This window comes from Acidimicrobiales bacterium, from assembly GCA_035540975.1.
GTDB lineage: Bacteria > Actinomycetota > Acidimicrobiia > Acidimicrobiales.
Genome location: DATLFN010000138.1, coordinates 1 through 17,378, shown reverse-complemented (window position 1 = coordinate 17,378; position 17,378 = coordinate 1). Strand labels below are relative to the sequence as shown.

The following is a 17,378-nucleotide window of genomic DNA, read 5'->3' as shown; positions in this document are numbered from 1 at the left end:
GCGACATGAACGTCTGGATCGACGCCGACCTGTGCACGGGCGACGGCATCTGTGCCGAGATCGCCCCCGCCGTCTTCTTCATGGAGGACGACGGCCTGGCCTACGTGAAGGAGCCGAAGGAGCACTTCCCCGACCTGTCGGCCGACAAGAAGTTCAACGAGCAGATGGGCGTCGGCGGCACCGCCAACGGCGTGGCCCGGGTCCCCGACGCGCTCCTGGAGGACGTCATCGAGGCGGCCGAGGAGTGCCCCGGGGAGTGCATCTTCATCGAGCCGTAGCCCCACGCGGGCGCCCCGTCGCCGCCGCTACGCGGCTGCGGAGTCGGCGGCACGGGCCCGCAGGGCCCGCTGCAGGGCGTCCCGGCCCTCGAGCAGGATGCGCCGCAGCGGGTCGGGCAGGGCCCGGTCGGCCAGCCGGGCGGTGACGGCCTCGACCGTCTCCTCGGCGACCAGGGTGGAGGGGAACAGCCCGCGTCCGAGGGCCAAGGCCTCCTCCCGGCGGCGGTCCGCCCACCAGCCGGACAACCCGTCGAGGTAGGGGCCGACCCACGGACGGAGCACGTCGTCGTGGCCGTGCTGCCACATGCCGGCGGCCACGGCGCGCACGGTGGCCAGGGCCCCGCCCCCGGCTGTGGCGTCCCGCCACGCATCCTCCTTGGCGGCCGCCGTCGGCCGTGACGCCAAGGCCGCCGCCGCCCGGCGCTCGCCGATGTCGGTGGGGTCGCGCTCCAGCTCGGCGCGGACCAGGGCACCGTCGTCGGCACCCGCCGCGGCCAGCGCGGTCACCACGTGCCAGCGGAGGTCGGTGTCGACGACGAGCCCGGGGACGGCGGCCGACCCGTCCAGCAGGGCGCGGGCGAACGCCTCGGCGCCCGGCCCGTCGCCCACGTCCAGCAGGAGGCGCGCCCACACGAGCTGGCGGTCGCTCCCGGCGCCGGCGGCTTCGAGCCCGCCCCGGGCCAGGTCGGCCAGCCGGGCCCGGCGGGCCGCCCGCCGGGCCGGGTCGCCGTACACGTCGACCGCGGCGGTGGCCTGCCCCAGCAGGCGCTGGAGGCCGGCGTCGTCGTCCTCGCCGGGGGCGTGGGCGGCCACCAGTCCCAACCACCGGCCGGCGGCGAGCTCGGCATCGCGCACCATGTCCCAGGCCGCCGCCCAGCACAGGGTGCGGGCCAGCGGATCGCCGAGCGCTCCGAGGTGGGCCTCCACCGTGGCCAGCGAGCGGGCGTCCAGCCGGGCCTTGGCGTAGGTGAGGTCGTCGTCGTTGACGAGCAGCAGGTCGGGCGCCGTGTCGCCGGCCAGCTCCGCCACCTCGGTGCGTTCCCCGGCCACGTCCACCGCCACCCGCCGCCGGCGGGACAGGCCGCCGCTTCCCAGGTCGTAGAGCCCGAGGGCCACACGGTGGGACCGCAGCGTGTCGTGGCCGGGCTGGCCCTCCTGGGCGACGGCCACCGCCCTGAAGCGGCCGTGGCCGTCCACCTCCGTCTCGGCGCGCAGGGTGGCGATGCCGGCCGTCTCCAGCCACTCCTTCGACCACGACCCGAGGTCGCGGCCGCTGGTCTCCTCCAACACCTCGAGGAAGTCGGCGAGCGTCGCGTTGCGCCACTCGTACCGGTAGAAGTAGTGCCGGACGCCCTCCCGGAACGCCTCGTCGCCCACCCAGGCCACCAGCTGCTTGAGCACCGAGGCGCCCTTGGCATACGTGATCCCGTCGAAGTGGAGGCGCACGGCATCGGTGTCGACGATGTCCGCCGAGATGGGATGGGTCGACGGGAGCTGGTCCTGGGCGGCGGCCGCCGCCTTGGTGCCCGCGGCGAACCGGACCCACGCGTCGGTGAAGCGGGTGGCCGACGCCTGGGCGTGCGACGCCATGTAGGTGGCGAAGCTCTCGTTCAGCCACAGGTCGTCCCACCAGCGCATCGTGACGAGGTCGCCGAACCACATGTGGGCCATCTCGTGCAGCAGCGTCGAGGCGCGGGCCGCCCGCGCCGCCTCCGTCACCCGGGAGCGGAAGACCATTCGCTCGTTGAACGTGACGCAGCCCGGGTTCTCCATCGCCCCGAAAGCGAGCTCGGGCACGAAGAGCTGGTCGTACTTGGCGAACGGGTACGGGTAGTCGAACTCGGCGTCGAAGAAGTCGAGCCCCTGGCGGGTGACGGTGAACAGCTCGTCGGCGTCGAGGTGGGGAGCGAGGGACCGGCGGCAGTAGAGGCCGAGCGGCAGGTCCCCGTGGGCGCCGGCGACGGCGTGGTACGGCCCGGCCACGACGGCGGCGAGGTACGGCGGGACGGGCGGGGTGGGACGGAAGCGCCACCGGCCGCCGTCCCGCTCCGCCACCGGCGAGTTGCTCACGACCACCCAGTCCTCGGGCGCCTGCACGGTGAAGGTGAACGACGCCTTCAGGTCGGGCTGGTCGAAGCAGGCGAAGACGCGGTGGGCGTCGAACGGCTCGAACTGGGTGTGCAGGTAGACCCGCCCGTCGACCGGGTCGACGAAGCGGTTGAGGCCGACGCCGGTGTGCTGGTAGGCGCAGTCGGCGACGACGCGGAGGGCGTTGGTGGCGATCAGGCCCCGGACGGGGAACCGGCTGCGGTCCCGGTCGTACTCCGCCACGTCGAAGCGCCGGCCGTTCAGGTCGACCTCGTGGACGGCGACCGCGTCGAGGTCCAAGAAGGTCGGGGTACCGGTGAGGTTGCACGAGAACCTGACGGTGGTCTCGCTTCGGAACGTGTCCTCGCCGGTGGTGAGGTCGAGAAACACCTCGTACGACACGGCCGAGGTGTAGGAGGCCCGGTGCCGTGCCTCGTCGCGCGTCAGGTTGTCGTCCACCGCCCTGACACTACGACGGGGCCGAGGCGTAGAGTCCGCTGCATGAGCGAGCAGATCGAGGGCCTTTCCGACGACGACATCTCCACCGAGGACGCGGGCGGCGCCGGAGGCGGTGGCGACACGGCGGACGACGCGGCCGACGCCACCGACACGGCCGACACGGCCGACGATGCCGCCGACGCCGCGGACGAGAGCGACGCCGGCGACTCGGGCGACGCCGCCGACGCGTCCGACACCGACGACTCGGCGGACAGCGCCGATGCCGCCGACGCGGCCGGCACCGGCGACCCGGCGGGCACCGACGCCGGCTAGAGCGGCGGGCCGGGGGTGACGACCGCCCTCGGCCGGTGCGTCGGCGACACCGGGCGGTTCCTGGCCGAGCACTGGTCGGTTGCGCCCCTCCACCTTCCGGGCGCCGGCGCCGGCGCCTTCGCCGACCTGCTCACCCTCGACGACGTCGACCGCATCGTCTCGTCCTCGCTCCCCCGCACTCCCTCGTTCCGCCTGGTCCGCGACGGCCACCCGCTCGACCCCGCCCGGTACACGCGCCCGACGACGATCGGCGGCCGCCCGGTGACGGGAGCGGCCCACGCCGGCCTGGTGTGGAAGGAGTTCTCGGCCGGGGCGACCATCGTGCTGCAGTCCCTCCAACGGACGTGGCCCGCGCTGGCCGCCTTCTGCCGCGACCTCGAGCTCGAGCTCACCCACCCCGTCCAGGCCAACGCCTACGTCACGCCGCCGGCCGCACGGGGTCTCGCCGTGCACCACGACACCCACGACGTCCTCGTCCTCCAGGTCGCCGGCTCCAAGCGGTGGGCGGTCCACCCACCGGTGCTGGAGCTGCCGCTGCGGACCCAACCGTGGAAGGCGTCGATGGGGCCGCCGGCCGAGCCGCTCCTCGACGTCGAGCTCCGCGCCGGCGATTCCCTGTACGTGCCGCGCGGCTTCCCGCACTCGGCGCGCGCCCAGGACGGCGTGTCGATCCACCTGACCGTCGGCGTCCTGGCGTGGACGGGGGAGGACGTGGCGCGCGAGGTCGTGCGCCGGGCGGCCGACCACCTGCCGCTGCGGCGGGCGATGCCCGTCGGGTTCGCGGACGACGAGGACGCCGCCGTCGCCGCCGTCGCCGCCGCTGTGGCCGAGCTCCGCGACTGGCTGGGTACCGTCGACCCCGAGGCGGTGGCCCGGGGCCTCACCACGCGCTTCTGGTCCACCCGCCCCGCCGTGCTGGCCGGGCAGCTCCGGCAGCTGTGCCTGGTCGACGGGCTGGACGACTCGACGGTCGTGCGTCGCCGCCCGGCCGCCGTGTGCCGGTTGTCGCGCGCCGGTTCCCGGCTGGTGGTCACCCTGGGCGACCGGGTGCTGCGCATGCCCGCCGCGCTGGAGCCCCCGATGCGACGTCTCGTGGCCGGAGAACCGTTGTCCGTGGCCGATCTCGACCCCTGGCTCGACATGCAGAGCCGCCATGTCCTGGCCCGCCGGCTCGTCCGCGAAGGACTGCTCGAGATCGTCGCCGCGACCTGACGCTTCGACTGTTGCGGCTGGTTACCGGCCCGGCGTGGCGGGTATCTGGCTCCAAGGCCTGGTGGCCCGGCGCGGGCCGGAGCCCGAGCCCACGTCCCGAAGGAACCCGAGGAGGTCGGACGACGATGGCAGTGCAGGCATCTCCCCCCAGGAGGACGACGAGGCGCACAGCGGAAACGACCCAGCGAGCCCCCGCTCGCGGCGGCTCCGGAACGGCATCCCGACCCGCCGGCACGGGCCGCCGGGTCGCCACCACGTCAGCCGGCGCCGGCCGGCGGGTCGCCGACCCCGCCACGGACGAGTCGGTCGCCGGGCGCGTGAAGGACACCGTCCGCGTCCAGGCGGCGCAGGTGCGCGACGAGATCGCCACCCACGGGCGCACGGTCGTCGAGGAGGTACGGACGAAGGCGCAGGAGGAGTCGTACACCCAGGCCCGGCGCGCCGGTGAGGGTCTCTCCCGCCTCGCCTCCGAGGCGCACGCGCTCGCCGAGGGCCGCCCCGGCGACGCGGAGACGCTCCGCGGCTACCTCATGCAGGGCGCCGACCGGCTCATGGAGGCGGCCGACCGGTTCTACGGCCTGGCCGACGAGATCGACGAACGGGGCATCGAGGGCGTGGCGTCCGACCTCCAGCGCTTCGCCCGCCGGCGCCCGGGCGTGTTCCTCCTCGGTGCCGCCGTCGCCGGCTTCGGCGTCGGCCGGGCGGTGCGTTCGGCCCAGAGCGACGAGGGCGACGAGGCGTGGGGGGAGTACGACGACGACGAGGTGGAGTACGAGGGCGCCGGGCGCCGCGCCGTCGCCAGCCGGCGTGCTCTCGCCGGTGCCTCCGGCACCACGGCGACGGGCGGGACCCGATGATGCCGAACCGCTATTCGTCCTACTCGGAGAACGACGACAAGCCGCTCGGTGAGCTGTTCGGCGACATGAGCCGGCAGGTCCAGGACCTCCTGAAGAAGGAGGTCGAGCTGGCGAAGCTCGAGACCAAGGACGAGATGGCGAAGGCCGGGAAGGCGGGCGCCATGTTCGGCGCCGCCGGCGTGATCGGCTTCGTCGCCCTCATCCTGATGGCCTTCGCCGCCGCCTGGGGCCTGGCCGAGGCCATCCCACCGGGGCTGGCGTTCCTGGCCATCGGTCTCCTCTTCGCCGTCATCGGCGGCCTCCTCGCCCTGCAGGGCAAGAAGAAGCTGGAGACGTTCAAGCCCGTCCCGGAGCAGGCGATCCGCTCGATCAGCCAGGACGTGAAGGTGGCCAAGGAAGGCCTGTCACGCGGCGCCAACGCCCCGATGCAGCGCCCGGTCTCGAGGAGCTGGAATGGCTAGTCGGACCGAAGAGGTGCAACGCGACATCGAGCAGACCCGGGAGGAGCTCGGGAACACGCTCGAGGCCATCGGCGACAAGGTCGCCCCCAAGAAGGCCGTCCGCCGGGCCAAGTGGAAGGCCCAGGACAAGGTCGAGGACGTGAAGGACAGGGTGAGCCCCGCACGGCTCGCCCGGAGAGGCACGGACAACGTCCTGCACCGGCTGCACGACGTCCGCCTCTCCATCATGGGAAGCGACGACGAGGGAGACGACGAAGTGACTCGAAGCAACGGCAGCACCCGGACGAGGATCGGCAACCGCACCCGGGCCCTCGAGGAGGGCGCCTCGGAAGCACGGGAACGAGCGTCCGACGCGACCGGACGGGCCGGCGAGGCCGCCAGCACGGTCGTGGAGAAGGCGAAGATGGCGCCGGAGACGGTGGCCCGGTCGGCCAAGGGCAACCCGCTCGTGGCCGGGCTCCTGGTGTTCGGCGGCGGGTACCTGGTGGCGTCCCGCCTCCGCCCGACCGACCGCGAGCGGACGCTGGCCGAGCGGGCGAAGGAGCGCCTCGAGCCGGTGAAGCAGCAGGCGCTCGAGGCCGGCCGCAACATGGCCGACGAGATCAAGAGCGTCGCCGAGGGCGGCATCGGCCCGGCGGCCGTGCGCGCCGTGCGGTCCGAGGTGCGCCAGCGGGCGGCCGACGCCGCCGAGACCGTGAAGGAGAAGGCGACGGAGGTCGTGGACAAGGCCACCAGCTCCGACGACGAAACCACCACCGGGTCGGGCGGCACCGGGGGCGCGAAGCGCACGTCCCGCGCCGCGTCGACGAAGGCTTCGCGCGGGGCCAAGGGCGCCGCCAAGGCGACCGGCACGACCACCCGTCGGCGCACCGGGGCGACGGGGCCCGCCGGCACGGCGGCAACCCCGCGCCGCCGCACGACGGCCAAGGCCGGCTGACTCCCGCAGCCGCGCTCGAGTCGAGGAGGAGGCTGACATGGCCGACACGGGCACCTACGAGCAGCCCGTCCCGGCGCAGACCGGCCAAGGCGACCAGGCCGACTCGCCCCTCGAGCTGGAGGCGACCGACTGGAAGGCGAGCGTCAAGCGGGCCGCCCAGGAGTTCAAGAACGACCGGGCCAGCATGAGCGCGGCGGGCATGGCGTTCTACTGGTTCCTCGCCGTGTTCCCCGCCCTGCTGGCCGCCGTCGGCCTCCTCGGCCTGGTCAACGCCGGGGCGACGGCCACCGAGTCCATCAACGACGCCGTGCGGTCGGTCCTCCCCGGCGACGCCGCCCGCGTGCTCACCGACGCCGTCACCAAGGCGGGCGAGCAGTCGGACGGGGCGGCCGTCGTCGCCACCCTCGTCGGGCTGGGCATCGCCCTGTGGAGCGCGTCGGCGGGGATGGTCGCCATGCAGACGGGCCTGGACGTGGCGTACGACGTCCCCCAGGACCGCACCTTCGTGAAGAAGAGGCTGGTGGCCTTCGCCCTCCTGGGCGTCACCGCCGTCCTCGGCGGCCTGGCCACCGTCATGCTGGTGTTCGGGCAACCCATCGGGGACGCCGTCCGCGACGACTTCCCCATGGGCGGGGCCTTCGTCCTCGTGTGGACGGCGGTGCGGTGGGCCGTCGCCATCGTCTCGGTGATGGTCCTCTTCGCCGCCTTCTACTACCTGGCCCCCAACCGGGACTCGCCCAAGTGGGCCTGGGTCAGCCCGGGGGGCGTGGTGGCGGCCGTGGTGTGGCTGGCGGCCTCCGTCGGCTTCTCGTTCTACGTGTCGAGCTTCGGCTCGTACGCCGAGACGTACGGGTCGCTCGCCGGCGTGGTCGTCCTCCTGCTGTGGCTGTTCCTGAGCGCGCTGGCGGTGATGGCCGGTGGCGAGCTCAACGCCGAGCTGGAACGCCAGAGCGCCATGAAGGCGGGGCAGCTCCCGACGCAGGGGCAGCTCGCCGGCGGCCGCGGCGGCCGTGGCGCGGTCGCCGACCGCCCCGGCGAACCCGCCGGCCGGGCGGGGAACGGCAACGCCCGGGACGGCGCTGCGGGCTCCCCCGAGGCGGTGCGCGAGTGGGCGCGCCGCATGCGCGAGGTGCGCGAGTCCTCGAACCGGTGATAGCCCGACGCCCGCGACCCGGGCGTTACGGTGCGGCGTGATCACCGTCCGCACCTACCGCGGCGGCGGGTTCTTCGCCGCCGCTGAATGCCGGAGATGGGATGGGCCGCCGGCTACCCGTTCACCCTCTCGCCCATGGTCCTGACCACCTTGGTCGGTTACCGGTACTTCGAGGGCAAGGACTGGCTGTGAGCGGTCGGGTGGAGCTGGTCTGGTACGGGGACGACGCGCCGCGCTACGACCACGGGCCCCAGCACCCCCTGCGGTTCCCGCGGGTGGTGCTCACCCGCGACCTGATCCACGCCTACGGGCTGGTGGACGGCGAGCGGGTGGCGGAGACCCCCGCCCGGTCGGCCACCGACGAGGAGCTGGCCCTCGTGCACACCGAGCGCTACGTCGACGCCGTGCGCCGCGCCGGTCACGGTGAGCCCGGTCCCTGGTGGGAGTTCGGCTTCGGCCCGGGCGACAACCCGATCTTCCCGGGCATGCACGAGGCGTCCGCCCGCGCCGCCGGCGCGTCGCTCGTCGCCGCCGACGCGGTGCTCTCCGGGCGGGCGGCGCACGCCTTCAACCCGGCGGGCGGGCTGCACCACGCCATGCCCGAGCGGGCCAGCGGCTTCTGCGTCTACGACGACCCCGCCCTCGCCGTCGCCTGGCTGCTGGACCGAGGGGTAGAGCGCGTGGCGTACGTGGACGTGGACGTCCACCACGGGGACGGGCCCCAGGAGATCTTCTACGACGACCCCCGCGTGCTCACCGTCTCGCTGCACCAGTCGGGGGCCACCCTGTTCCCGGGCACGGGGTTCGTCGACGAGATCGGCGCGGGAGATGCTCGCGGCAGCGCCGTCAACGTGCCGCTCCCGCCCCTCACCGGTGACGAGCTGTGGCTCGACGCGTTCCGCCGCGTGGTCGTCCCCCTGGTGGAGGCGTGGCAGCCGGGCGTGCTCGTCACCCAGCTGGGCTGCGACACCCACCACAGCGACCCGCTGGCCAACCTGCTGCTCACCACCGGCGCCTACCGGGAGACGGCGAGGATGCTCCACGACCTCGCCCACCGGGCTGCCGGCGGGCGCTGGGTGGCCACCGGCGGCGGGGGCTACCAGTGGGCCGGCGTGGTGCCCCGGGCGTGGACGATCTACTTCGCCGAGATGGCGGGGGTCTCGATCCCCGACCGGCTGCCCGCGTCGTGGACGGAGCGGGCGGGGCGAGAGGCGGGCGCCGCGGTGCCGGCATCGCTGTGGGAGCCTCCCGTGCCCGGGCCGCCGGGCGACCGCCAGGCCGTGGAGCGTACGGTCGCCGAGGTCGAGCGCCTGGTCTTCCCGCTGCACGGCCTCTCGGGCTGAGGCGGTCGATCCCGTGAGGCCGTTGACATCCACCTGGGCCGGTAGGAAGCTTCCGGGCACGAGGTGCTTCTCGCAGGGGGTGCGGTCATGGCACGCTGGTCCCGCTTCTTCGCCGCCGCGGCACTCACCGCCGGCATCCTCGCCGCACCGACCACGGCCGGCGCCGACCACGAGACCGACGTCCGCACCAGGAACATCCACCCGATGGGCCACAGCGCCCACGTGGCGCCCTTCCTGCCCGAGCCCGACGGCGTCCGCCACATCAGCTCCGACCTCGCCTTCCGCGGCGACATCGCCTTCCAGGGCAACTACAACGGCTTCCGGGTGATCGACATCTCGAGCCCGGCCCGGCCCGTCGAGCTCGTGCACCAGGAGTGCAACGGCGACCAGGGCGACATCGTCGTGTGGGGGGACATCCTCGTCCGGGCGTGGAACAGCAAGAAGTCGACCCCGCGCACCTGCGACGGGCAGACCGTGCCCGCAAACTGGGAGGGCGTGCACGTCTTCGACATCGCCAACCTCGCCGACCCGCAGCTGGTCGCCTCGGTCGAGCTGCCGTGCGGCTCACACACCGTCACCGTGGCCGGCGTCTCGGCCGGGCAGCTGATCGTCTACAGCAACAACTCGAGCAGCGCGGGCTGCGGCACGACCACCGACCTCGCCACCCAGAACGCGCTCGGCGACTTCATGGACGTCCTCGCCGTTCCCCTGGCGAACCCGGCGGGGGCCACGCTGCTCCGCCGCGAGCCCCTGGCCGGGCCGGCCACCGCGGTCAGGACCGGCTGTCACGACGTCGGCGTCATCCTGGGCGACGAGAACAAGGCGGCGTGCGCCAGCGCCGACACCATCAACGTGTTCGACATCGGCGCCAACGTCACCCCCGGCGGGAGCCTGGAGGACCCGGCCCTGCTGTACACGATCAGCGAGCCCGGTGTCGGCCAGGCCGGGACCAACGGGCGCTGGCACTCCGCCGCCTTCACCTGGGACGGCGAGGTCATCGCCGCCGGCTGGGAGCCCGGCGGCGGGATCGAGGCGGAGTGCGAGGCCGGCGATCCCGACGTCGACAAGTCGATGTTCTTCTACGACGCCGACACGGGCGCCAAGCTCGGCCAGTGGGTCCTGCCCCGGGCCCAGGAGGCGACCGAGAACTGCACGGTCCACAACTACAACGTGGTCCCGCTGCGCAGCGGCCGGTACGTCGCCGTCGGCGGTCACTACCAGGCGGGCACGTGGGCGGTGGAGTTCACCGACCCCGCCGCCCCCAGGACGATCGCCTGGTCGGACTCGCTGCCCCTCGGCACGGTGACGCTGCCGAACGGGACGGTGGTGAACGAGGCGGGCGGCGCCTGGTCGTCCTACTACTACAACAACTTCGTCTACGAGTCCGACATCACGCGCGGCCTCGAGGTCTTCCGGATCAGCGACCGCGCCATGGCCGGTGCCGTGCGGCTCCCGTACCTGAACCCCCAGACGCAGGACTTCACCATCGGCTGACCGGAGGCGTGCGCCGCCGCCGCGTCAGTGGAGTCGGTAGAACCGCCAGAAGTCGTTCTCGATCGGGAGCACCTCGACGTCGTCGAACCCGGCCTCGGCGGCGTAGCGGCGGAACGTCGGGGCCCGCATGATCGTCCCCGTGCCCGCCGCCGGCTCGTCGCTGAGCGCACACGGCAGGCAGTGGATGGCGCTCCATCCCCATTGGAAGCGCTCGCCGTCCTCCACGTCGGTGGTGAAGGCGTCGGCCACCCGCTCGTCGGCCACCACGACGGCGCCGCCAGGCGCCCGGAGCGCCCGCATGGCGCGCAGGGCCCCCACCGGGTCGACCATGTCGTGGATCGTCTCGAAGGCGCACACCAGGTCGAACGAGCCGGCCAGCCGGGGGTCGGCGGCGTCCCGCACCTCGAACGTCACCCGCTCGGCGACGCCGGCCTCATCGGCGTTGCGCCGCGCCTCCTCGACCGACGCCGGGTCGAGGTCGAGGCCGGTGACCGACGCCTTGGGGAAGCCGCGGGCGATCGATATCGCCGACCACCCGGTGCCGCACCCCACGTCGGCGACGCGCGCCGGCGGGTCGGCGCCGAGGCGCTCGACCAGCCCGGGCACGGCGGGGAACCACTCGGAGGCGAGGAGGTTCACGAACATGGGCCGGTTGATCCCGCCGATGAAGTGACGGGTGTCCTCGCCGTACGCCTCGTACGGCACGCCCGACCCGGTGGCGAAGGCCCGCCGGACGTCGGGCAGGGCGCCCGCCATCCCCACCACGCCGAGGGCGAGGGGCGTCATGTAGTGGAGGCTGTCCCGGTCGAGCAGGACCTCGTCGTGGCCGGGCGGCATGGAGAACCGGCGGGTGGCGTGGTCGTCGTCCCCGTCGACGGCCAGGATCCCGGCGACCGCCTGGTGCTCCAGCCACTCGCGGGCGTACCGCTCGCCGACCCCCGCCCGCTCGGCCAGCTCGGCGGCCGTCAGCGGGCCGCCGTCGGCGACCACCCGGTACAGGCCGAGCCGCTCGCCCAGCCACACGTGGTACAGGTCCAGGGCGGCGATGGTGGCGCCGAAGAGCCGCTCGACGAGCCGGTCGCGCGCCGCGCCCGGCTCGGTTGTCAATGCGTCCGTACCCGTCATGTCGTCCTCCCCCGTGGGCCGTGGCGGGCGGCCCCGCGGCACATTCTGACGGATGCCGTGCGCCGTTGGGCAGGATTGGCGAGCTCGATGCCCACGGTCCGCACCGCACGTCTCGCGACGAGGGGCGCGACGCTGGTGGCGTGGGGATCACGTTCCGCCGGCTGGCCGAGGCCGACCTGCCGTTGCTCCACCGGTGGCTGAACGAGCCGGGCGTCGTGCGCTGGTGGGAGGGCGACGACGTCTCGTGGGAGGCGGTGGTCAGGGACTACGGCCATCCGGAGGACTCGACCGAGCACTGGGTCGCGTCCCTGGACGGCGCCGACCTCGGCTGGATCCAGTGCTGGCCGGTCGTCGAGGAGGCGGCGTGCGAGCCGTGGTACCCGCTCGGCGTGGAGCGGACAGCGGCCGGGATCGACTACCTGGTCGGCGACCCGGCCGACCGGGGCCGCGGGTTCGGCGCCGCCATGATCCGGGCCTTCGTCGCCGACGTCGTCTTCGGGCTCCATCCCGCGTGGACGCAGGCGTGCGCGGCGCCCTATGCCGCCAACCAGATCTCGTGGAAAGCGGTCCGCAACGCCGGCTTCCGCCTGGTGGGCACCGTCCAGGACCGGGACGGTCCCTGCAGCCTCATGGTGGTCGGCCGGGCGGACGTGGCGGTGCCGGACGCCGCCGAGCGGGGTAGGGAGCCCGCATGGGACTCAACCGCATCCTCCTCGTCGTCGCCGTCGCCTGCTTCCTGATCACCGCGCTGTCGGCGTTCAGCGACGACGTCGACGTCACGGAAATGGGCTTCCTGGCCCTGGGCCTGGCCGCCTACGCCGGCTCCTACCTTGCCGACGGGGCGGTCGGCGGCGGGTTCGGGCGCGGACGCGCCGTGGCCGGGCGCCGAGCAGGCTGGCGCGACGACCCCTACGCCTGAGCCCGACCGCCCGGCGGCAGCGTCGCCACGCCGGTCACGCCGCCGGCCGTCCCTCCGCGCCCACGGCCCGCCTACCGTGGACCGGTGCTGCTGGCCGAGGTGGTGCGCACGTCCGGGGAGGTGGCGGCCACGCCCTCGCGCTCGGCCAAGGTGGCCGCCCTCGCCGGCCTCCTCCGTCGGCTGGAGGGGCCGGAGGAGGCCGAGGCGGCCGTCGCCTTCCTGACCGGCCGGCCCCGCCAGGGCAGGATCGGGGTGGGTTGGGCGGCGCTGCGCGCCGTCGACCTGCCGCCGGCGCCGGTGCCGTCGCTCCATGTGCTGGAGGTCGACGCGGCCCTGGCGGCGCTGGCCGGGTGCGCCGGCCCCCGCTCGGCGGTCGCCCGCCGGACCATCCTCGGCGAGATGCTCCGGCGGGCCACCGAGCCGGAGGGGGAGTTCGTCCGCCGGCTCCTCCTCGGGGACCTGCGCCAGGGCGCGCTCGAGGGGGTGATGGCCGACGCCCTGGCCAGGGCCACGGCCATCCCCGCCCCCGTGGTGCGACGGGCCACGATGCTGGCCGGCGACCTGCCCCGCGTCGCCGCCCTGGCCCTGGCCGAGGGCGAGGCCGGGCTGTCCGCCGTGGGCCTCGAGGTGCTCCGGCCCGTCCTCCCCATGCTGGCGTCCACCGCCGAGGACGTGGCCTCGGCCATCGAGGCGATGGGGCGGTCGTCGGTGGAGTGGAAGCTCGACGGCGCCCGGGTGCAGGCCCACCGCCGGGGTGACGAGGTGCGCCTGTTCACGCGGAACCTCAACGACGTCACCGACCGCCTGCCAGGGGTGGCGGAAGCCGTGCGCTCACTGGAGGCGACCGACGTTGTGCTGGACGGGGAGGTGCTGGGCCTCGGGGACGCCGGGCCCGAGGCGTTCCAGGAGACCATGAGCAGCTTCGGGCGCCGGACGGGGCCGCCGGGGCGGGCGACGCTCGGCGTGTGGTTCTTCGACTGCCTCCATCTCGACGGCGGCGACCTCCTGGACCGGCCCCTGACCGAGCGGGCGGCCGCCCTGGCCCGCACGGGCGCGCCGCGCGTCCCCGCCCTGGTCACCGACGACGTCGAGGTCGCCGTCGAGTTCCAGGCCGCCGCGCTGGCCGCCGGTCACGAGGGCGTGATGGTGAAGTCGGCCTCGTCGCCCTACGAGGCGGGGCGACGAGGATCGGCCTGGCGCAAGGTCAAGCCCGTCCACACCTTCGACCTGGTGGTGCTGGGCGCCGAGTGGGGCAGCGGCCGGCGCCGGGGCTGGCTCTCCAACCTGCACCTCGGCGCACGCGACCCGGCGGGCGGCTTCGTCATGGTGGGCAAGACCTTCAAGGGCCTCACCGACGAACTGCTGCGGTGGCAGACCGCCGAGCTCCTGTCCCGCGAAGCCTCCCGCTCCGCGCACGTCGTCCACATCGACCCGGTCGTCATCGTGGAGATCGCCGTCGACGGCGTGCAGGCCTCGACCCGGTACGCGGGCGGGGTGGCCCTGCGCTTCGCCCGGGTCCGGCGCTACCGGCCCGACAAGGGCCCCGCCGACGCCGACACGATCGACGCGTTGCGGTCCCTCCTCCCCGGTCGCCACTGAGCCCCTCCTCGTCCGGCCGGTCACACTGGTGGCGTGTTCGAGCGGTTCACCGACCGGGCCCGACGGGTCCTCGTGCTGGCGCAGGAGGAGTCCCGCCTGTTCCGGCACGACTTCATCGGGACCGAGCACCTCCTGCTCGGGCTCCTCCGGGAGGGCGAAGGCGTCGGCGCCGAAGCGCTCGCCGCCCTCGGCGTGTCCCTCACGTCGGTGCGCGACCTGGTCGACGAGATCGTCGGGCGGGACACGACCGAGTCTCCCGGTGCGCCGCCCTTCACGCCCCGTGCCAAGCGGGCGCTGGAGATGTCGCTGCGGGAGGCGTTCGAGCTCGGCCATGAGCACATCGGCACCGAGCACCTCCTGCTCGGCCTGCTCCGCGAACCCGAGGGTGTGACCGGCCAGATCCTGGCCCGCCTGGGCGTCGCCCCCGCCGACGTGGACGCGCTGGTCAAGGGCGCGCTGGGCGCCGTCCCCGGTCGGCGGGACCCGCTGGACGCCGTCGCGGCCGGCGACGTCGAGCCGGCCGAACCTCCCGACGCCGCCCGGCTGCTCCCGTGGAGCGACGCGTCCGAGGTCCTCGCTGCCGCCCTGGCGTCGCAACCCCGGGTGCAGCGCAGGGAGATCCACGGCGTCGTCTACGAGACGTGTGCGTACGCGCCGGAGCCGCTGCCGCGGATCCTCGTCGCCGTCGCCCGCGCCAGGGTCTCACGGGAGGCGTTCGACGGCCACACGGAACGCCTGCCCGAGGCGGCGGCGGTCGACGGGCTCGGCGACGCGGCGACGTACGATGCGGGCACCTCCTCGCTGCGCATGCTGGTGGGCACGACGCTGGTGGTGGTGCAGGTCCGGCTCCATGCCGAGCGCCGGCGCATCGCCCTCGACGTCGCTCGCCGGGTGCTGGCGAACCTGGCCGCCCCCCGGCCCTGACGGCGACCGGCGCACGGCCGGCCCGGCGTTCGGCCCCCGTTGGGCCGCGTGGCGGCCCGGCCCCCGGTTCGCCGGTCCTCAGGCCGAGAAGCGCACCCGGAGGTCGACGAGGCCGCGCAGGGTCAGGCTGTCGCGGTGCGACGGCGGAGCGCCGACCAGCTCCCAGGTGCCGAACCGGTCGAGCAGGCGGTCGAGCACGATCTGGCCCTCGAGGCGGGCCAGCGCGGCACCCAGGCAGAAGTGGATGCCGCCGCCGAAGCTCATCGGCGGTCCCTCGTCGCGCCCGACGTCGAGGCGCTCGGGGTCGCTGAACCGGGCCGGGTCACGGTTGGCGGCGCCGAGGAGGGCGAGGACGACGCTGCCGGTGGGGATGTGGCGCCCGGCGATCGTCAGGTCCTCGTACGCCGTGCGCAGGGCGATCTGGACCGGGCTGTCGAAGCGGAGCAGCTCCTCGACGGCGAGGCGCACCAGGGACCGGTCGGCGCGCAGGCGGGCCAGCTGCTCGGGGTTGCGCAGCAGCGCCAGGATGCCGTTCCCGATGAGGTGGGTGGTCGTCTCGAAGCCGGCGGCGAACAGGAGGATGGCGGTGGAGATGAGCTCGTGCTCGGTCAGCTGGTCGCCCTTGTCCTCCGCCTCGATGAGCTTGGTGAGGAGGTCGTCGCCGGGGTGGGCCCGGCGCTCGGCGACCAGGTCGGAGAAGTACGAGGCCAGGCCCGAGTCCGCCGCCGTCGCCTCGTCGAGGGCCTCGGGCGTCACGACCAGCTCGAGGACGGCGGTGATGGACCGGACCAGCGGCCGCAGCAGCGGCCGGTCGTCGGCGGGCACGCCGAGCATCTCGCCGATGACGGTGACGGGCAGCGGGAAGGCGAGGGCGTCCATCACGTCGACCTCGCCGTCGAAGCGGTCGAGCAGCTCGTCGACGAGGGTCACGATGCTGGGCCGCAGCCTCTCGACCGTCCTGGGGGTGAAGGCCCGGGTGGCGAGGCCGCGGAGGCGGGTGTGGTCGGGCGGGTCGGTGGTGAGCATGTTCGACCGGTCGTTGCGGAACCGGTCCTGGGCCGCCTGCTGCGCCGGCGAGAGCCCGGCCGAGCCGACCGCGTGGGAGAAGTCCTTGCCGACGCCGTGGTGGCGGAGCAGCTGCTGGCAGTCGTCGTAGCGGGTGAGGGCCCAGAACCCGAGGCCGCTCTGGTGGACGGGCGCCGCCGCCCGGATGGCCGCGTACCGGGGGTAGGGGTCGGCCCTCCCCTCGGGCGTGGCCACCAGCTCCACGAGGAGGTTGTCGGGGTCGACGGCGGAGACCGTGCTCATGCGTCCACACCTACCACGCCCCAGGCGTTACGCCGCATCGCCGGCCTCGGGGCCGCTAGATCGGCACGGGGTCCGGGACGGGCGCCGGCTGCGGCGGCGCGGGGACGTCGGGATCGGGATCGATGGGCGGGAAGGGCGCCGGCGCCGGCGCCGGCGGCTCCACGGGCGGGAACGGGTCGGGTATCGGAGTGCTCATGACGCGGGGGTACCCGGCCGGCGAGCCGGCGAACCGCCGCGTGGATGGCGACGGCGGACGTCTGGGCAACGCCGCCGGTCAGCGGGCGACGGTCTCCAGGATGGCCGTCTCGGGGGTGCCGGCCAGCGCAGGGGAGTTCTCCTCGACCGCCCACACCTGGGTCGTGAGGAACCGCCGGAACGCCTCGGCGCGCTCGACCGTCTCGAACTCGAGGTCGATCACCACGAACCGCGGGTCGTCGACGGGACGCTGCACCCGCTCGCCGACGACCCCCGCGTCCCGGCGCACGGTGGCGAACCGGTCGAACGCCGACGACCACACGTCGAAGTCGGTCACGGGATGGCGGATGTTCAGGGTCGGCACGTCGCTCTCCTCGTCGTGGCGTCGTTCACCCTGCCAACGTACGGGGACCGCCGCTCGGCGACCATCCCAGGTTCCTGGGAATCGTCGTCTGGCGCCAGCTCGGGGTCTGTCCCATGAATCAGAGAAACCGTTGTCCCACAACGGTTTCTCCTTGCGCCGGTGGATCGAACAGGTGTACGATGTGTCGTGATCGACGGGCTGGAGGCGGCGCTGGAGGAGCTGGGGGCGGCCGAGCCGCAGGCCCTGGCCGATCCCGAGGCCGTCGAGCGCCTGCACCGCTGCCTGGCCCGCCTGGAGGCGGTCACCACCCGGGCCGCCGCCGCCTTCGACGCCTCGGGGGCCTGGCAGGC

Annotated in this window: 18 protein-coding genes; 13 read left to right on the top strand and 5 right to left on the bottom strand. The window is 74.3% G+C overall.

Annotated features, from left to right (window positions below):
• The first annotated feature begins 5 nt into the window (after window positions 1-5).
• Window positions 6-278: a ferredoxin gene (locus VM242_13830; GenBank protein ID HVM06241.1), complete on the top strand. Its 273-nt coding sequence runs from the start codon at window positions 6-8 to the stop codon at window positions 276-278.
• Window positions 279-305: 27 nt separating this feature from the next.
• On the opposite strand, the gene pepN is transcribed toward VM242_13830, so the two are convergent.
• Entirely contained in the window at window positions 306-2,825 is a 2,520-nt protein-coding gene (gene pepN, locus VM242_13825; protein HVM06240.1) for an aminopeptidase N, read from the bottom strand.
• 42 nt (window positions 2,826-2,867) lie between these two features.
• On the opposite strand from pepN, the gene VM242_13820 reads away from it, so the two are divergent.
• From VM242_13820 to VM242_13785, 8 genes are all read left to right on the top strand, one after another.
• Complete coding sequence (locus VM242_13820; protein ID HVM06239.1) at window positions 2,868-3,137, top strand: hypothetical protein; 270 nt, start codon at window positions 2,868-2,870, stop codon at window positions 3,135-3,137.
• Between the two features lie 15 nt (window positions 3,138-3,152).
• Window positions 3,153-4,349 (top strand): cupin domain-containing protein, encoded by a 1,197-nt coding sequence (locus tag VM242_13815; GenBank protein HVM06238.1) that lies wholly within the window; start codon window positions 3,153-3,155, stop codon window positions 4,347-4,349.
• Window positions 4,350-4,666: 317 nt separating this feature from the next.
• Complete coding sequence (locus VM242_13810) at window positions 4,667-5,206, top strand: hypothetical protein (protein HVM06237.1); 540 nt, start codon at window positions 4,667-4,669, stop codon at window positions 5,204-5,206.
• Complete coding sequence (locus tag VM242_13805; GenBank protein ID HVM06236.1) at window positions 5,206-5,667, top strand: phage holin family protein; 462 nt, start codon at window positions 5,206-5,208, stop codon at window positions 5,665-5,667. The genes VM242_13810 and VM242_13805 overlap by 1 nt, the downstream gene beginning before the upstream one ends.
• Entirely contained in the window at window positions 5,660-6,604 is a 945-nt protein-coding gene (locus VM242_13800; GenBank protein HVM06235.1) for a DUF3618 domain-containing protein, read from the top strand. Before VM242_13805 ends, VM242_13800 begins: the two co-directional genes overlap by 8 nt.
• Window positions 6,605-6,641: 37 nt before the next feature.
• Window positions 6,642-7,757, top strand: coding sequence for a YihY/virulence factor BrkB family protein (locus VM242_13795; protein HVM06234.1), 1,116 nt, complete (start codon window positions 6,642-6,644; stop codon window positions 7,755-7,757).
• Window positions 7,758-7,945: 188 nt separating this feature from the next.
• Window positions 7,946-9,100, top strand: a complete 1,155-nt coding sequence (locus tag VM242_13790) for an acetoin utilization protein AcuC (protein ID HVM06233.1) — start codon at window positions 7,946-7,948, stop codon at window positions 9,098-9,100.
• Window positions 9,101-9,187: 87 nt separating this feature from the next.
• Entirely contained in the window at window positions 9,188-10,594 is a 1,407-nt protein-coding gene (locus tag VM242_13785; protein ID HVM06232.1) for a hypothetical protein, read from the top strand.
• 24 nt (window positions 10,595-10,618) lie between these two features.
• On the opposite strand, the gene VM242_13780 is transcribed toward VM242_13785, so the two are convergent.
• Entirely contained in the window at window positions 10,619-11,719 is a 1,101-nt protein-coding gene (locus tag VM242_13780; protein ID HVM06231.1) for a class I SAM-dependent methyltransferase, read from the bottom strand.
• Between the two features lie 140 nt (window positions 11,720-11,859).
• Between VM242_13780 and VM242_13775 the strand changes: the two genes are divergently transcribed.
• The 4 genes from VM242_13775 (at window position 11,860) to VM242_13760 (ending at window position 15,161) form a co-directional block, all read left to right on the top strand.
• Window positions 11,860-12,459: a GNAT family N-acetyltransferase gene (locus tag VM242_13775; protein HVM06230.1), complete on the top strand. Its 600-nt coding sequence runs from the start codon at window positions 11,860-11,862 to the stop codon at window positions 12,457-12,459.
• Entirely contained in the window at window positions 12,411-12,638 is a 228-nt protein-coding gene (locus tag VM242_13770) for a hypothetical protein (protein ID HVM06229.1), read from the top strand. Before VM242_13775 ends, VM242_13770 begins: the two co-directional genes overlap by 49 nt.
• Window positions 12,639-12,722: 84 nt before the next feature.
• Window positions 12,723-14,237, top strand: a complete 1,515-nt coding sequence (locus tag VM242_13765) for an ATP-dependent DNA ligase (protein HVM06228.1) — start codon at window positions 12,723-12,725, stop codon at window positions 14,235-14,237.
• Window positions 14,238-14,270: 33 nt separating this feature from the next.
• Window positions 14,271-15,161, top strand: coding sequence for a Clp protease N-terminal domain-containing protein (locus VM242_13760; GenBank protein ID HVM06227.1), 891 nt, complete (start codon window positions 14,271-14,273; stop codon window positions 15,159-15,161).
• 78 nt (window positions 15,162-15,239) lie between these two features.
• On the opposite strand, the gene VM242_13755 is transcribed toward VM242_13760, so the two are convergent.
• From VM242_13755 to VM242_13745, 3 genes are all read right to left on the bottom strand, one after another.
• Window positions 15,240-16,469, bottom strand: a complete 1,230-nt coding sequence (locus tag VM242_13755; protein HVM06226.1) for a cytochrome P450 — start codon at window positions 16,467-16,469, stop codon at window positions 15,240-15,242.
• Between the two features lie 55 nt (window positions 16,470-16,524).
• Window positions 16,525-16,665 carry a hypothetical protein gene (locus VM242_13750; GenBank protein ID HVM06225.1) on the bottom strand — a complete coding sequence of 47 codons (141 nt, stop codon included), beginning with the start codon at window positions 16,663-16,665 and terminating at the stop codon, window positions 16,525-16,527.
• Between the two features lie 78 nt (window positions 16,666-16,743).
• Window positions 16,744-17,028 carry a hypothetical protein gene (locus VM242_13745; protein ID HVM06224.1) on the bottom strand — a complete coding sequence of 95 codons (285 nt, stop codon included), beginning with the start codon at window positions 17,026-17,028 and terminating at the stop codon, window positions 16,744-16,746.
• Window positions 17,029-17,378: the final 350 nt, after the last annotated feature.

Bases quoted from the DNA above. Each gene is read 5' to 3' on its own strand.
- VM242_13820 (HVM06239.1), top strand. From the start codon at position 2,868: ATGAGCGAGCAGATCGAGGGCCTTTCCGACGACGACATCTCCACCGAG.
- VM242_13750 (HVM06225.1), bottom strand. From the start codon at position 16,665: ATGAGCACTCCGATACCCGACCCGTTCCCGCCCGTGGAGCCGCCGGCG.
- VM242_13770 (HVM06229.1), top strand. From the start codon at position 12,411: ATGGGACTCAACCGCATCCTCCTCGTCGTCGCCGTCGCCTGCTTCCTG.
- VM242_13805 (HVM06236.1), top strand. From the start codon at position 5,206: ATGCCGAACCGCTATTCGTCCTACTCGGAGAACGACGACAAGCCGCTC.
- VM242_13830 (HVM06241.1), top strand. From the start codon at position 6: ATGAACGTCTGGATCGACGCCGACCTGTGCACGGGCGACGGCATCTGT.
- VM242_13800 (HVM06235.1), top strand. From the start codon at position 5,660: ATGGCTAGTCGGACCGAAGAGGTGCAACGCGACATCGAGCAGACCCGG.
- VM242_13780 (HVM06231.1), bottom strand. From the start codon at position 11,719: ATGACGGGTACGGACGCATTGACAACCGAGCCGGGCGCGGCGCGCGAC.
- VM242_13795 (HVM06234.1), top strand. From the start codon at position 6,642: ATGGCCGACACGGGCACCTACGAGCAGCCCGTCCCGGCGCAGACCGGC.
- VM242_13755 (HVM06226.1), bottom strand. From the start codon at position 16,469: ATGAGCACGGTCTCCGCCGTCGACCCCGACAACCTCCTCGTGGAGCTG.
- VM242_13785 (HVM06232.1), top strand. From the start codon at position 9,188: ATGGCACGCTGGTCCCGCTTCTTCGCCGCCGCGGCACTCACCGCCGGC.